Raw genomic sequence first — 15,216 nt, 5'->3', positions numbered from 1 at the left:
GATCGATTATAGCGACCTCAAAGGATAAGCTCAAACATGTCCAGAGTAAAAATTGCCCTGATATACATTCTTACCGCAATTGTTTACTTCCTAATAATTCCTGACGTAATTATTCGTTCAATATCTTCTGAGCGTTTGGCCCAGCTTAGTGATGCGTTAAGCATTGGGGGATTTTTCAGCCCGCTTCTTTCACTTCTCATTTTCTTGGGAGCGATATCAATTCTACTGGCCTTTTTATCAGTATTCTTTTTTAGGAAGGTTCTTGTCGTTTTCCTGAAAAAATAAGATATCGAAATTAGATCGTATACGCCTTCGCATTTCAGTACCTTCCATATTTTCTTCGTACATGCGCGATCCCTCTGGCGGAGGTCCGGCATAGCCGGCCGCCCCGAGCATTCGGGCGGCCGGCTATGGAGTTACCGCGCGGTAGCCCGCTCGGAGGCGGAGCGCTCCTCTCGCCGGCAGGACGGCACGGCGTCGCAGTAGCGCGCCATCAGCTTCAGCGTGACCCCCGTTGGTCCAGCCGAAGCCGTCTTGCAGCGCATATTCGCCGCCGCCATGGAACAATTGGCCGTGCCATAGTCAAAACCGATAAACATCCTGAATTACCCATGCCAAGGAAAAAGGGTGGGGACTTTACTGCGTTACTCTGCGGGTTGTAAAGGGGGATATCAAGTATGGAGCAGGCCAGCGGTGAACAAAGGTACAGATTGATTTGCTTGGTTGGCTAATTCTTATAATAAATTATTATCATGCAAATTATTAATTTTATAATAATGGCGAATGTCCATGATAATTGTATATTAATTTAGGATTAGTCGATATTGACAGAATTAATGACTACAGTAGCATGTCCAAATTATTAACTGCTAACTGGTTGAAAATGTGGCAATACATGGAAAGTTTGAAGTCAATAACGCAGATTTCTCTCCGCTAACCCTGAATGGCGTAGGAGCGTTCATGGCGTTTTCTGGTGACGGGAATTATCGTAATCGCGGTGGTTGTACTTTGATACCTGACGCTGGCCCGATCCCTGCGGGTATGTACTGGATAGTGGATAGGCCTACCGGTGGATTAAAATCGATGGCCTATTCAGCACTGAAAGATCTTTATAACACCGCGGTTAAGTTAAATCCCAGCAATCATTTCGAATGGTTTGCATTGTACCGTGATGATGGTCAGATTGATGATTACACGTGGATAGAAGGTGTCAGCCGTGGGAATTTCCGCTTGCATCCGGTAGGGGGCGGCAACTTATCATTAGGATGCATCACGCTACAAAGAAAAACAGATTTTGCCATGTTGCGTAACGTTCTATTGAATACACAAAAAATACCGGTAAACAATAGTACTAAATTGATGGCGTATGGATCTATTGAGGTAATTACGCATGGCAAAACATGTGATGTATAAAATAGGTAAGGCAGCGATATTTATCGCCATCTTTTTTCTTGCGGCATGGACACTGCCCTATCCTGATTTATCGACAACTGAACAACAGCAAGCACTTATAGAACTCTCAAGAAAAATAGGTGCCCATGATTATGAAATGGTTTATATGGTTGCACATATATGCATCAATTTGATAGTTACTGTCATTATCTATGCCGTAGTGATTAATATATTCAAGCTATATAAGTCCCGTCAATGATAAACACCTCAAGGATTACAACGACAACGCCGTAATCCTTTTTATTCCACAGCACTAACAGGGTTACCGCGCGGCAGTCCCCTCGGAGGCGGAGCGTTCCTCTCGCCGGCAGGACGGCACGGCGTCGCAGTAGCGCGCCATCAGCTTCAGCGTGACCCCGTTGGTCCAGCCGAAGCCGTCTTGCAGCGCATATTCGCCGCCGCCACCGCCGCTGCCGAACCCTGCGCCCTCCACAACATATTTTTCCACCAGCTTATGCTCGGCGTCATACAGCTTTTGCACATTGGCCAGAAAGCGGGTGCCGATGGCCTGCGCCAGCGCGTCCTGGCCGTAGCGGCTGAAGCCCTCGACCGCGACCCATTGCAGCGGCGCCCATCCGTTCGGCGCGTCCCACTGCTGGCCGGTATTGACGGTGGTGGTGGTCAACCCGCCTTCTTTCAGCAGCTGATTGCGCACCGCCTCGCCGGTGGCCGCCGCCCGATCGCGCGGCGCGATGCCGACATACAGCGGAAATACCGCGGCCGCGGTGATCGGCTGCGTTATCTCCTGCCGGCGCCAGTCATAGTCGCTATAGTAGCCGTCCTGTTGATTCCACAGATAGCGGTTGACGGCCTGCCTGCGCTCATCGGCGACGCGCAGGAAGTGCTCCGCTTCCGCCTGATTGCCGGCGGCTTCGGCGCCGCGCGCCAGCGTCTGCTCCAGATGAAACAGCAGCGAGTTCAGGTCCACCGGAATAATATCGGTGGTGTGGATGGTGGAGAGATCGCGGGGATCGCGCAGCCAGCGCGAACTGAAGTCCCATCCCGACGCGGCGCCTGCGCGCAGATGGCGATAAACCTCGGCCGCCGGGCGATCCGCCGCCTGGGAGGCGGTGGTAATGTCTTCCATATAGGATTCGGTGCGCGGCGTATCGCGCTCATCCCAGTAGCGGTTCAGCACGCTGCCGTCGTCAAGGCGCACCACGCGATCGCCGGCCTGCCCGTTCGACAGCCCCAGACTTCCGCGCATCCAGTAGTGGTACTCTTTTTTCAACTGCGGCAGATAGCGGGCGTAGATCTTATCTCCCTGGTGCTGCGCCAGCAGTTCCACCATAAACGAGAAGAAGGGCGGCTGGGAACGACTGAGATAGTAGGTGCGGTTGCCGTTGGGAATATGGCCGTAGCGGTCGATTTCGTGGGCGAAGTTATCGGTCATATTGCGCACCAGCGTCCAGTTGCCGCTTTCCGCCAGACCCAGCATGGTGAAATAACTGTCCCAATAGTAAATCTCGCGAAAACGTCCGCCTGGCACCACATAGCTATGGGGCAGCGGCAGCAGCGAGTCGTATGGTTTCACCTGCCGGGTGGTGCGCGTCAGCACGCCCCACAGGCCGTCGATATGCTGACGCAGCATCTGCCCGGCGGGCGGGACGTAGGCTTCGCCTTCTTGCGGCAGGGTAAAATTGCTCTCGACGAAGCGTTGCAAATCGAAGCCGGGCGACGGTTTCTGCCGCGTATAGGCATCGAGGATGGCGACCGGGTCCCGGTTCGGCACGGCGTCGGCAAAGGTTTTCTGATCGGGGAACAGCTTGGCCCTTTGCACGTCGCTGAACAGCGGCCCCAGCAGCACATCGGGCGGCTGAGGAGCCGCAACCGTCGCGCCGGGCAGGCTGATTGTCGTCGCTTGTTGCGTCGCCGGCGCAGCGAGCGCGGAAAATGAAATGCCAAGGCTTAGCGCCAGAGCAAGGGGCGGCAGAGAGGTTTTTATTCCATGCGGGAAAGCGGAAAACATACGCAGATCTCCTTGTTTACGGCCGGTACGGCGGAACGCTGCATTCGGCTGTGAAATGCAACTTACTGAATAATTAAGCGTAGTCGGTCAGTGGCGGCGATTGCCGCCGACGGCGGTAAAAGTGAGGCGCAGTTCAAATTTTTCGCGGATAGCGGAGGATGGAGCCGGACGGCGGTGTGGCATTGGGCGTCGCCGCCCAATGCCACGGGAGGAGAGGAGAAAGCTATGCCGCCAGCGTATGCTGCGCCATATTGCTTAACAGCGCCTGGATAAACTCGATGCGCTGCGTCCGGGCGCTTAAATCCTTGATAAATTTCAGCCGCGTCGGCCCATCCAGACGATAAACGCCGGGGTTATGCTGCAGCAGACCGATCAGATGGGTCGGATCGACGCGGTTCTGTTCGCTGAATTCGATAAATCCGCCTTTTTCATGGCCTTCGATGCGTTTAATCCCCAGCGATTGCGCCTGCTGGCGCAGCGCCGCCACCTGCAACAGATGGCGCGCGGCGTCCGGCAACAGGCCGAAGCGGTCGATAAGCTCCACTTTCAGCTCTTCCAGCTCGGGCGGCCGTTTGGCGCTGGCGATGCGTTTGTAGAAAGAGAGCCGGGTATTGACGTCAGGAATAAAATCTTCCGGCAGCAGGGCGGGCAGGCGCAGCTCCACCTCGGTCTGGCTGCTGATCAGGTCTTCCAGCGAGGGTTCGCGGCCGGCCTTCAGGGCCTCGACGGCGCTCTCCAGCAGCTCCATATACAGCGAGAAGCCGACGCTGGTCATCTGCCCGCTCTGATCTTCGCCCAGCAGTTCGCCCGCCCCGCGAATTTCCAGATCGTGGGTGGCGAGGGCGAAGCCCGCCCCCAGATCTTCCAGCGAAGCGATCGCTTCCAGGCGCTTATGGGCGTCGCCGCTCATCGCCTTGGGATGCGGCGTCAGCAGGTAGGCATAGGCCTGATGATGGGAGCGCCCGACGCGGCCGCGCAGCTGGTGGAGCTGCGCCAGCCCGAAGTGGTCGGCCCGTTCAATGATAATGGTATTGGCGCTGGGAATATCGATGCCGGTTTCGATGATGGTGGTGCACACCAGCACGTTGAAGCGCTGGTGATGGAAATCGTTCATCACCCGTTCCAGATCCCGTTCGCGCATCTGGCCGTGGCCGATGGTAATGCGCGCCTCCGGCACCAGCTCCGCCAGACGCTGGGTGGCCTTTTCGATGTTTTCCACATCGTTGTAGAGGTAATAAACCTGGCCGCCGCGCAGGATTTCACGCAGGATGGCCTCGCGCACCACCAGATGGTCGTATTCGCGCACAAAGGTTTTCACCACCAGGCGGCGCGCCGGCGGGGTGGCGATAATCGACAGATCGCGCATGCCGCTCATGGCCATATTCAGCGTGCGGGGGATCGGCGTGGCGGTCAGGGTGAGAATATCCACGTTGGCGCGCATCGCCTTGATGCGTTCCTTGTGGCGCACGCCAAAGCGGTGTTCCTCATCCACCACCAGCAGCCCCAGATCGCGCCAGCGCACATCGCTCTGCAACAGCTTATGGGTGCCGATCAGAATATCGACCTTGCCTTCCTGGGTTTCTTGCAGAATCTGCGTCTGTTCGCGCGCGCTGCGGAAACGGGAGATCATCTCGATTTTGACCGGCCAGTTGGCGAAGCGATCGCGGAAATTGTCGTAGTGCTGCTGCGCCAGCAGGGTGGTGGGCACCAGCACCGCCACCTGTTTATGGTTTTCCACCGCCAGAAAGGCGGCGCGCATCGCGACTTCGGTTTTACCGAAACCCACGTCGCCGCACACCAGGCGATCCATCGCCAGCGGCCGGCACATATCGCTCAGCACCGCATTGATGGCCTGAGCCTGATCGGGGGTGGTTTCGAAAGGGAAGCTCTGGCAGAAAAGCTGATACTGCCCTTTGTCATGCCGGAAGGCGAAACCGCTTTTGACGGCGCGCTGGGCGTAGACGTCCAGCAGCTCGGCCGCCACGTCGCGCACTTTTTCCGCCGCCTTCTGCCGGGCGCGCGACCAGGCGTCGCCGCCCAGTTTGTGCAGCGGCGCGCTGTCGTCCGCGCCGCCGGCGTAACGGCTGATCAAATGCAGCGAGGAGACCGGCACGTAAAGCTTATCTTCCCCGGCATAGGTAAGAATCAGGTATTCGGCCTTAATGCCGCCCGCTTCCAGGGTGGTCAGGCCGGCATAGCGTCCCACGCCGTGTTCCAGATGCACCACCGGCTGGCCCGGCCGCAGCTCCGCCAGATTACGGATCAGGGTGTCGGTGTTTATCGCCCGGCGGCTATCCTGGCGCCGCCGGCTGACGCGCTCGCCCAGCAGATCGCTTTCGCAAATCAGCGCCCGCTGGCGCAGCGTATCGATAAAACCGTGCTCGCTGGCGCCGATAAGCAGCGAGGCGCGCTGCTCTTTGGCCTGTTCCAGACTCTCAATCGGTAGGGGATTAAGCTTGATGCGCGCCAGCAGTTCCTGCAGCGTTTCGCGCCGGCCCTCGCTTTCCACGGAAAAGATCACCGGCCCGTCAAATTGTTCGATAAAACGGCGCAGGGTATCCAGCGGGGCTTTGTGCTGCGGCTGGATGGCCAGATCGGGCAGCGGCAGATAGCCAAGATTCACATTGGCGACTTTATCCGCCAGGGTATCGGTGCGCAGCTGCACCCGCGGCCAGGCTTTCAGTTCGGCAAACAGGCTGTCGACCCGCAGCCACAGCGACTCTGGCGGCAGCAGCGGCCGCATCGGATCGACCCGGCGGCTCTCGAAGCGCTGCTGGATATCCTGCCAGAAGCGTTCGGCGCCCTGTTCGATATCGCCGGTGTTGACCACCAGCGTGTCGGCGGGAAAGTAGCTGAACAGCGAGGGCAGCGGCTGATTGAAAAACAGCGGCTGCCAGTATTCGATACCGGCGGGCCAGCTGCTTTTACTTACCTGCTGGTAAATGTGTTCCGCATCGCGACGCACCTCGAACTGCTCGCGCCACTGGCTGCGGAACAGTTCGATGGCGTTTTTGTCGGTGGGGAATTCGTGAGCGGGCAACAGATTGATCTGCGGCACCTCATTTAACGTGCGCTGGGTGTCGACGTCGAAAAGCCGCAGACTGTCGATTTCATCGTCAAAGAAATCAATCCGATAGGGCTCTTCGCTCCCCATGGGGAACAGGTCGAGCAGCGCGCCGCGCGTGGCGTACTCCCCGTGCGCCATCACCTGGTCGACGCTGCGGTAGCCCGCCTGCTCCAACTGGGAACGCAGCCTGTCGCGCGACAGACGCTGGCCTTTTTGCAGTATCAGCGCATGGCCGTGCAGGAAAGTATGCGGGCATACCCGCTGCATCAGGGTGTTGACCGGCAGGATCAGCACGCCGCGCTCCATCAGGGGCAAGCGGTACAGGGTGGAAAGACGGTTGGAGATAATTTCCTGATGGGGAGAAAAACTGTCGTAAGGCAGGGTTTCCCAATCCGGCAATGCCGTAACGGTCTGGGCGGTAAATTGCTGAATTTCATCGCGCAGGCGTAAGGCATTCTGCATATCGGGGGCGATAAGCACCACCAGTCCGGCATGGCGGTCAATAATCTCCGCGCATTCCACGGCGCAGGCGGCGCCGGTTAATTGTCCCAGCAGGCGTTGCTCGCCCGATTTGCGCGGCAAAGAATAACGGTATTTTTCAGGCATAATCTGATTATCAGGTCTCTACCCCGGCGTCCGCTAAGAAAAAGCCGGAGAGTGAGGGTGTTAGGGTTCCATAAAGCGGTACTACCCTTTATTATCCTTGATCACTTTGCTTTGGCAACCATATCCAGACGGATTTCATGTATCAACCTGTCGCATTATTTATTGGCCTGCGTTATATGCGCGGCCGCGCATCAGACCGCTTCGGGCGGTTTGTCTCCTGGTTATCGGCCATTGGCATCACCCTCGGGGTGATGGCGCTGGTAACCGTACTGTCGGTTATGAACGGTTTTGAGCGCGAACTGGAGGAGAATATCCTGGGGCTGATGCCGCAGGCGTTGATTACCAGCGCGCAGGGATCGCTCGATCCGCAAACTTATCCCGCATCGTCGCTGGATGCGCTTCAGGGCGTTAACCGCACGGCGCCCCTGACCACCGGCGAGGTGGTGCTGCAAAGCGCCCGCAGCGTCGCCGTGGGGGTTATGCTGGGCATCAACCCCGACGAAGCGGAGCCGCTGTCGCGCCATCTGGTGAACGTGCGGCAACAGCAGCTCCAGCCGGGGCAATATCAGGTTATTCTCGGTGAGCAGCTGGCGTCGCAGCTGGGGATAAAGCGCGGCGAACAGCTGCGCCTGATGGTGCCCAGCGCCAGCCAGCTCACGCCGATGGGGCGCATCCCCAGCCAGCGGCTGTTTACCGTGGCGGGCACCTTTTCCGCCGGCAGCGAGGTCGACGGTTATCAACTGCTGGTCAATCAGCAGGACGCCTCCCGGCTGATGCGCTATCCGGCGGGCAATATCACCGGCTGGCGTCTGTGGCTCGACCAGCCGCTGGCGGTGGATACCCTGAGCCGCCAGACATTGCCGGACGGGCTGGTGTGGAAAGACTGGCGCGAGCGCAAGGGCGAGTTGTTCCAGGCGGTGCGGATGGAAAAAAACATGATGGGACTGCTGCTGAGCCTGATTATCGCCGTCGCCGCCTTCAATATTATTACCTCACTGGGTCTGCTGGTGATGGAAAAACAGGGCGAGGTCGCCATTCTGCAAACGCAGGGGCTGACCCAACGTCAGATTATGACGGTGTTTATGGTGCAGGGGGGCAGCGCCGGGATCGTCGGGGCCTTATTAGGCGCGCTGCTGGGCGCGCTGTTGGCCAGCCAGCTCAATACGCTGATGCCGATGCTGGGATTATTGCTGGACGGCGCGGCGTTGCCGGTGGCGATAGAACCGCTGCAGGTGGTCGCCATCGCGCTGACCGCCATGGTCATTGCCCTGTTATCCACGCTGTATCCGTCGTGGCGCGCCGCCGCCGTTCAACCCGCTGAGGCTTTACGTTATGAATGATTTACTGCTGTTGCAGTGCAATGACCTGTGCAAGCGCTATCAGGAAGGCAAACTGTCGACGGATGTGCTGCGCAACGTCTCCTTTGAGATGCGCAGCGGGGAAATGATGGCGATTGTCGGCAGCTCGGGTTCCGGAAAAAGTACCTTATTGCATCTCTTGGGCGGGCTGGACTCGCCCACCTCCGGCGAGGTGATTTTTAAAGGCCAGCAGATGAGCCGGCTTTCCGCGGCGGAGAAGTCCGCGCTGCGCAACCGCGAACTGGGATTTATTTACCAGTTCCACCACCTGTTGCCGGATTTCACCGCGCTGGAAAATGTCGCCATGCCGCTGTTGATCGGCCATGTGCCGGCGGCGCAGGCGCAGGAAAAAGCGCGCGAAATGCTGGCGGCGGTCGGTCTGGAGACGCGCAGCCACCACCGGTCGGCGGAGCTGTCCGGCGGGGAACGGCAGCGCGTCGCCATCGCCCGCGCGCTGGTGAACAGCCCGTCGCTGGTGCTGGCGGACGAGCCGACCGGCAACCTCGATCAGCGCACGGCGGATACGATTTTTGAACTGCTGGGCGAACTGAACGCGCGCCAGGGAACGGCGTTTCTGGTGGTTACCCATGATTTACAGCTGGCGGGCCGCCTGAACCGCCAGTTGGAAATGCGCGACGGCCGGTTGCAGCAGGAAGTGACGCTGATGGGAGTGCCGCAATGACCTTTCCTCCGCTTTCCCTGCTGATCGGCCTGCGTTTCAGCCGCGGCCGGCGGCGCGGCGGCATGGTTTCGCTGATTTCGGTGATTTCGACGGTGGGTATCGCCCTGGGCGTGGCGGTGCTGATCGTCGGCTTAAGCGCGATGAACGGTTTCGAGCGCGAGTTGAAGGAGCGTATTCTGGCGGTGGTCCCTCACGGCGAAATCGAACCGGTTAACCAACCCTTTGACGGCTGGCGGTCGATTCTGCCCAAAATCGAGCAGGTGCCGGGCGTGGCGGCGGCGGCGCCCTATATCAATTTTACCGGTCTGCTGGAAAACGGCGCCAATCTGCGGGCCATTCAGGTGAAAGGCGTCGACCCGCAGCAGGAGAGCCGCCTCAGCGCCTTACCCCGGTTTGTGATGAACAACGCCTGGGCAAATTTTCGCGCCGGGGAACAGCAGGTGATTATCGGCCAGGGCGTGGCCAAGGCGCTGAACGTCAATGAGGGCGACTGGGTGACGGTAATGATCCCCAACAGCGACCCGCAGATGAAGCTGATGCAGCCAAAGCGTATCCGGCTGCAGGTCAGCGGCATTCTGCAGCTCAGCGGCCAGCTCGACCACAGCCTGGCGCTGGTGCCGCTGGCGGACGCGCAGCGCTATCTGGATATGGGGGAGAGCGTAACGGGGATCGCCATTAAAGCCGTGGACGTTTTCAGCGCCAATAAGCTGGTGCGCGATGCGGGCGAGGTCAGCAACGCCTACGTCTACATCCGCAGCTGGATCGGCACCTACGGCTATATGTACCGCGATATCCAGATGGTGCGCACCATTATGTATCTGGCGATGGTGCTGGTGATCGGCGTGGCCTGCTTCAATATCGTTTCCACGCTGGTGATGGCGGTGAAAGATAAAAGCGGCGATATCGCGGTGTTGCGCACCCTGGGCGCCACGGACGGGCTTATCCGCGCTATATTTGTCTGGTATGGCTTGCTCGCCGGGCTGCTGGGCAGCGTGCTCGGCGTGGCCGTGGGGGTGATCGCGACGCTGCAGCTGACCAATATCATTCGCGCCATCGAATCGATAACCGGTCATCGCTTTCTGTCGGGCGACATCTATTTTATTGATTTTCTGCCGTCGGAGCTGCACGTTATCGACGTTGTCAGCGTGCTGGCGACGGCGCTGGTGCTGAGTCTGATCGCCAGCTGGTATCCGGCGCGGCGCGCCAGCCGGATCGATCCCGCGCGGGTATTGAGCGGGCAGTAACCTGTAATACCCACACTCGGCGCCGTGCGGTGTGGGAATGAGCCATCAACCAGTAAGGGGCGGTCATGTACTACTACGGTTTTGACATGGGCGGTACAAAGATCGCGCTGGGCGTATTCGATGCCGAACTGAACCAGATTTGGCACAAGCGGGTCGCCACGCCGCGCAACAGTTATGAAACCCTGCTGAATACCCTGGTTGAGCTGACCAGGGAGGCCGACGCGCAGACCGGAACGGAAGGTAAAATCGGCATCGGCGTGCCGGGCATGCAGACCGGCAATAACGGCGCCCTGTTTACCGCCAATCTGCCGGCGACCATGGGACGGCCGTTAGGGCAGGATCTGAGTCATCTATTACAGCGCGAGATCCGCATCAACAACGACGCCAACTGCTTTGTCCTCTCCGAGGCCTGGAATGCGGAATTCCGCGCCTACCCGGTGGTGCTGGGGATGATCCTGGGCACCGGCGTCGGCGGCGGCCTGGTGGTGAACGGCCGCCCGGCGGACGGGCGCAACGGCATCACCGGCGAGCTCGGCCATTTCCGCCTGCCGTGCGACGCGCTGGATATTCTCGGTGAAGACATCCCGCGCGTGAAATGCGGCTGCGGACAGTCCGGCTGCATTGAAAACTATATTTCAGGCCGCGGCTTCGAGTGGCTGTACGCCCACTATTATCAACAGCCGTTGCCGGCCGTAACCATTATCCGCCACTATCGCGCCGGCGATGCCAATGCGCTGGCGTTCGTCGATCGCTTTATGGATCTGCTGGCGGCCTGTTTAGGCAATCTGTTGACCCTTATCGATCCCCACCTGCTGGTGCTGGGCGGCGGATTATCGAATTTCGATGAAATATATCAGATATTGCCCACGCGTTTGCCCGCGCGACTATTGCCGATCGCCAAACCGCCGCGCATCGAAAAGGCGCGCTATGGCGATGCGGGCGGCATTCGCGGCGCGGCTTTGCTACACTTAATGAATCAATAGCAGGAGCAGTTATGCATACGCATCAACGATTAGGACGCTTTCACAAAGGGAAACGTATGCGTCAGCAGCGTCTGCGTGCACGTATTTTTCATCGAGACTATCTGGCGGCAACCGAAGTGAAAAAACCACGAGTCGTTGTGTTAACCGGGGCGGGCGTTTCCGCGGAATCAGGCATCCGAACCTTTCGCGCGGCCGACGGCCTGTGGGAAGAGCACCGGGTTGAGGATGTCGCCACCCCGGAAGGTTTTCAGCGCAACCCCGAGCTGGTGCAGGCATTTTACAATGCCCGCCGTCGCCAGCTGCAGCAGCCGGAAATCGTGCCCAATGCGGCGCATCGGGCGCTGGCTAATCTGGAAACGCTGTTGGGGGATAATTTTTTACTTATCACGCAGAATATCGACAACCTGCACGAGCGCGCCGGCAGCCAGAGGATTATTCATATGCACGGCGAGTTGCTGAAGGTGCGTTGCTGCCAGAGCGGGCAGATTTTTGACTGGCCGGGCGATCTCTCCGCCGACGAACGCTGTCACTGCTGCCAGTTTCCCGCGCCATTGCGCCCGCATATCGTCTGGTTTGGCGAAATGCCGTTGGAAATGGAGCGGATTTATCAGGCGCTGGCGCAGGCCGACTATTTTATCGCCATCGGCACCTCGGGGCACGTCTATCCCGCCGCCGGGTTTGTGCATGAAGCGCATGCGCACGGCGCTTATACCATTGAGCTGAATCTTGAACCTAGCCAGGTGGAAAGCCAGTTCGATGAAAAAATCTATGGCCCGGCCGGCACGGTGGTGCCCGAATTCGTCAGCGCCTGGCTGACGCGACGGAAAAATATAGCATTTTAATGATTACGTTTTCGTTGCCCCGCCTTTTATTCGATTAGCGAATAACTAATAAACTTTATATTCTTTCCTTACAATGGCTGGCTCGGTAGGATCCCTCCGAGCCAGGTCATTAACACATTCTTTTGCGGCCGGATAGGATCATGTGACGATATCGGTGCACTGAGTTTATTGTAAGGTGTGATTTAACTCCTTAATAGTTGAGGAATAAAAATAATAATGGGATGTGCTTCATAATGATTACTCTCTCGAATGTCTCGAAAGTATTCGATAGTTCCACTGGCTCCATCCGCGCGGTTGAAGACGTTAGCCTGAGCGTTGAAACCGGGCAGATTTACGGCATCATCGGTTACAGCGGCGCCGGAAAAAGTACCCTGATCCGCCTGTTGAACGGTCTTGAAACCCCCACCAGCGGTTCGATCGTGGTCGACGGGCAGGATATCGCCAAAGCCAACGGCGCACAGCTGCGCGCGGCGCGTTTGCGCATCAGCATGGTTTTCCAGCACTTTAATTTGCTGTGGTCGCGAACGGTAAGTGAAAATATCGCCTTTTCGATGCAAATCGCCGGGGTCAAAAAAGCGCAAATCAAGGCTCGAGTGGCGGAACTGGTCGCCCTGGTGGGGCTGCAGGGCAGAGAAAACGCCTATCCTTCCCAGCTAAGCGGCGGACAAAAGCAGCGGGTGGGGATCGCCCGCGCATTGGCGAACAATCCTGTGGTGCTGCTGTGCGACGAAGCGACGTCCGCGCTCGATCCGCAAACCACCGACGCTATTCTTGATTTGCTGCTGGATATCAACCGCAAGCTGAATCTGACCATCGTGCTGATCACCCATGAGATGCACGTGGTACGCAAAATTTGTCAGCGCGTGGCGGTGATGGAAAACGGCCGCATCGTGGAGGAGGGCGCGGTGCTGGATGTCTTTACCCATCCTCAGCAGGCGATTACCCAGCAGTTTGTCAGGCAGGTGACGCAGTATGAAGAGACGCAGGAGAGCTTTAATCCGCTGCTGGTGGAGTCGCTGTCCGGCGCGGTGGTCAAACTGACCTTTGTCGGCGTACAAACCCAGCAGCCGGTGATTTCGGAATTGATCCAGCGTTACGGGCTGACCGTCAATATTTTGCACGGAAAAATAACCCAGACGTTAAATGGCGCATTTGGCGAACTCTATGTTCAGGTTGCAGGGAATCAACAGCAGCTGGAAAAAATGCTGGAATTGGTACAGGAAAAGAACATTACGGCCGAGGTGATTAAACATGCTTGAGAGACTGTTCCCTCACCTGCAGGTCGACCGCCTGCTTGCTGCGACCTATGAAACGATTTACATGACGGCCATCGCCGGGCTGGCGACCTTTGTGCTGGGGGTGATACTGGGCGTGCTGCTATTTCTCACCTCCCGCGGGCAACTGCTGCAAAATCGTCTGGTGTATTCGCTGGTTTCGGTGGTGGTCAACGTATTCCGTTCCATCCCGTTTATTATTTTGATTGTGCTGCTGATCCCCTTTACCCGGGTTATCGTCGGCACCATTTTAGGCGCTAACGCGGCCCTGCCGGCATTGATTATCGGCGCGGCGCCGTTTTACGCCCGCCTGGTGGAAATCGGCCTGCGCGAAGTGGATAAAGGGGTAATTGAAGCGGCCCGCTCGATGGGGGCCAGAATCAGTACCATCATTTTCAGGGTGCTATTGCCCGAGTCTTCACCGGCGCTGGTTTCCGGTATTACGGTCACGCTAATCGCGCTGGTGAGTTATACCGCTATGGCGGGTGTTATTGGGGCCGGAGGGCTGGGAAATCTGGCTTATCTGGAGGGTTTTCAACGCAATCACGGCGATGTGACGCTGGTGGCGACGATAATGATCCTGTTGCTGGTTTTCATTATCCAGTTTATCGGCGATACCGTAACGGCAATTCTTGATAAACGTTAATACCATAAAGGAATGATGATGATGAAGACGCGTAAAATTTTAATGCTGGCTTATGCCTCTCTGACCGCACTGAGTCTGACCGCGTTTTCAGCGGTCGCGGACACTAAACTGGTGGTGGGAGCGTCGAACGTTCCGCACGCCGAAATTCTTGAACAGGCGAAACCGATTCTGGCGAAAGAGGGCGTCGACCTCCAGATCCAGCGCTTTCAGGACTATATTCTGCCCAATACGGCGCTAGCCAGCCGTGATATCGACGCCAACTATTTCCAGCATGTTCCCTATCTGGAGAGCGTACTGAAAGATCACGCCGGCGATAAGAGCTACGATTTCGTCAATGCGGGAGCGATCCATATCGAACCGATCGGTATTTATTCCAAAAAGCACAAGAGCCTGCAGGATCTGCCGGAAAACGGCAAGATCATTCTCGGCGACGCGGTGGCTGAAGAAGGGCGTATCCTGTCCATCTTCGAAAAGGCGGGGGTGATTAAACTGAAACCGGAGGTCAAGCGCGTTGACGCCCGTATCAGCGATATCGTCGAGAACCCGAAAAAGCTGCAATTTCTGCCGAGCGTAGAGCGCGGCCTGTTGCCGCAGGTTTATGCCAATAACGAAGGGGATGCGGTGGTTATCAACGCCAACTACGCCATCGATGCGGGTCTGAATCCGACCAAAGATCCCATCGCGGTAGAGAGCGGTGAAGATAACCCGTATGCCAATATCATCACCGTTCATCGCGGCGACGAAAACAAACCGGAGATTAAAGCGCTGGTCAAGGTTCTGCACTCCAAGGAGATCCAGGACTTTATCAACCAGAAATATGCCGGCGCGGTTATTCCGGTAAATCAATAATCCCTTCTTTGCTCCCTCCCCTGAGAAGGGGAGGGTTGTGCCGCAGTACCATCCGCACATTCATTGATCTGATCAACGGCGAACGTGGCCGCGTGGTTAAAGAAACAGAACTCGCATTCATCGCAGCGGGCGTGCGCGGCGGCGGCTGATGGCGGGATATCGCGGGAACGCGATAGCCGTTGGATGGCACTGCGCAAAATCGTCAACATGGTCCTGGATCCTCGCTGAAGCCTGTCGGGACGGT

The 15,216-nt window shown here is 57.6% G+C and carries 13 protein-coding genes and 1 pseudogene; 11 read left to right on the top strand and 3 right to left on the bottom strand.

Annotation, left to right across the window (positions count from 1 at the left end; all coding sequences use genetic code 11):
• The first annotated feature begins 36 nt into the window (after positions 1-36).
• Positions 37-285 (top strand): hypothetical protein, encoded by a 249-nt coding sequence (locus MFP24_RS14595; RefSeq protein ID WP_249231006.1) that lies wholly within the window; start codon positions 37-39, stop codon positions 283-285.
• Between the two features lie 131 nt (positions 286-416).
• Here the strand turns inward: MFP24_RS14595 and MFP24_RS24020 are convergent.
• A pseudogene (locus tag MFP24_RS24020) lies at positions 417-558 on the bottom strand (trehalase family glycosidase); the annotation flags it as partial.
• A 327-nt stretch (positions 559-885) separates the two neighbouring features.
• Here MFP24_RS24020 and MFP24_RS14590 point away from each other — a divergent pair.
• Both MFP24_RS14590 and MFP24_RS14585 read left to right on the top strand, forming a co-directional pair.
• Complete coding sequence (locus MFP24_RS14590; protein WP_249231007.1) at positions 886-1,413, top strand: DUF2778 domain-containing protein; 528 nt, start codon at positions 886-888, stop codon at positions 1,411-1,413.
• Positions 1,391-1,651: a hypothetical protein gene (locus MFP24_RS14585; RefSeq protein ID WP_249231008.1), complete on the top strand. Its 261-nt coding sequence runs from the start codon at positions 1,391-1,393 to the stop codon at positions 1,649-1,651. Before MFP24_RS14590 ends, MFP24_RS14585 begins: the two co-directional genes overlap by 23 nt.
• Before the next feature lie 63 nt (positions 1,652-1,714).
• Here MFP24_RS14585 and treA read toward each other — a convergent pair whose 3' ends face one another.
• Positions 1,715-3,421 carry an alpha,alpha-trehalase TreA gene (treA, locus tag MFP24_RS14580; protein WP_249231009.1) on the bottom strand — a complete coding sequence of 569 codons (1,707 nt, stop codon included), beginning with the start codon at positions 3,419-3,421 and terminating at the stop codon, positions 1,715-1,717.
• Between the two features lie 223 nt (positions 3,422-3,644).
• Positions 3,645-7,094 carry a transcription-repair coupling factor gene (mfd, locus tag MFP24_RS14575; protein WP_249231010.1) on the bottom strand — a complete coding sequence of 1,150 codons (3,450 nt, stop codon included), beginning with the start codon at positions 7,092-7,094 and terminating at the stop codon, positions 3,645-3,647.
• Positions 7,095-7,231: 137 nt separating this feature from the next.
• On the opposite strand from mfd, the gene lolC reads away from it, so the two are divergent.
• The 8 genes from lolC (at position 7,232) to MFP24_RS14535 (ending at position 14,972) form a co-directional block, all read left to right on the top strand.
• The gene (gene lolC, locus MFP24_RS14570) at positions 7,232-8,434 is read left to right on the top strand and encodes a lipoprotein-releasing ABC transporter permease subunit LolC (protein ID WP_249231011.1); all 1,203 of its coding nucleotides are present in this window, start codon (positions 7,232-7,234) and stop codon (positions 8,432-8,434) included.
• Positions 8,427-9,134, top strand: coding sequence for a lipoprotein-releasing ABC transporter ATP-binding protein LolD (gene lolD, locus MFP24_RS14565; RefSeq protein WP_249231012.1), 708 nt, complete (start codon positions 8,427-8,429; stop codon positions 9,132-9,134). Before lolC ends, lolD begins: the two co-directional genes overlap by 8 nt.
• A complete protein-coding gene (lolE, locus tag MFP24_RS14560; protein WP_249231013.1) occupies positions 9,131-10,378 on the top strand; it encodes a lipoprotein-releasing ABC transporter permease subunit LolE in 1,248 nt (415 codons plus the stop codon). The genes lolD and lolE overlap by 4 nt, the downstream gene beginning before the upstream one ends.
• A gap of 65 nt (positions 10,379-10,443) precedes the next feature.
• Positions 10,444-11,361: an N-acetylglucosamine kinase gene (gene nagK, locus MFP24_RS14555; RefSeq protein WP_009112365.1), complete on the top strand. Its 918-nt coding sequence runs from the start codon at positions 10,444-10,446 to the stop codon at positions 11,359-11,361.
• 11 nt (positions 11,362-11,372) lie between these two features.
• Positions 11,373-12,203 carry a Sir2 family NAD+-dependent deacetylase gene (cobB, locus tag MFP24_RS14550; RefSeq protein WP_249231014.1) on the top strand — a complete coding sequence of 277 codons (831 nt, stop codon included), beginning with the start codon at positions 11,373-11,375 and terminating at the stop codon, positions 12,201-12,203.
• 233 nt (positions 12,204-12,436) lie between these two features.
• Positions 12,437-13,462, top strand: coding sequence for a methionine ABC transporter ATP-binding protein (locus tag MFP24_RS14545; protein WP_249231015.1), 1,026 nt, complete (start codon positions 12,437-12,439; stop codon positions 13,460-13,462).
• Positions 13,455-14,123, top strand: a complete 669-nt coding sequence (locus MFP24_RS14540; RefSeq protein ID WP_249231016.1) for a methionine ABC transporter permease — start codon at positions 13,455-13,457, stop codon at positions 14,121-14,123. Before MFP24_RS14545 ends, MFP24_RS14540 begins: the two co-directional genes overlap by 8 nt.
• 42 nt (positions 14,124-14,165) lie before the next feature.
• Positions 14,166-14,972: a MetQ/NlpA family ABC transporter substrate-binding protein gene (locus MFP24_RS14535; RefSeq protein ID WP_407062012.1), complete on the top strand. Its 807-nt coding sequence runs from the start codon at positions 14,166-14,168 to the stop codon at positions 14,970-14,972.
• The last annotated feature ends 244 nt before the right edge of the window (positions 14,973-15,216 follow it).

The organism is Brenneria tiliae, from assembly GCF_023347575.1.
Taxonomy (GTDB): Bacteria; Pseudomonadota; Gammaproteobacteria; order Enterobacterales; family Enterobacteriaceae; genus Brenneria; species Brenneria corticis.
Note: the sequence above shows the minus strand (reverse complement) of the source record. Positions and strands in the feature narration are given on the sequence as shown.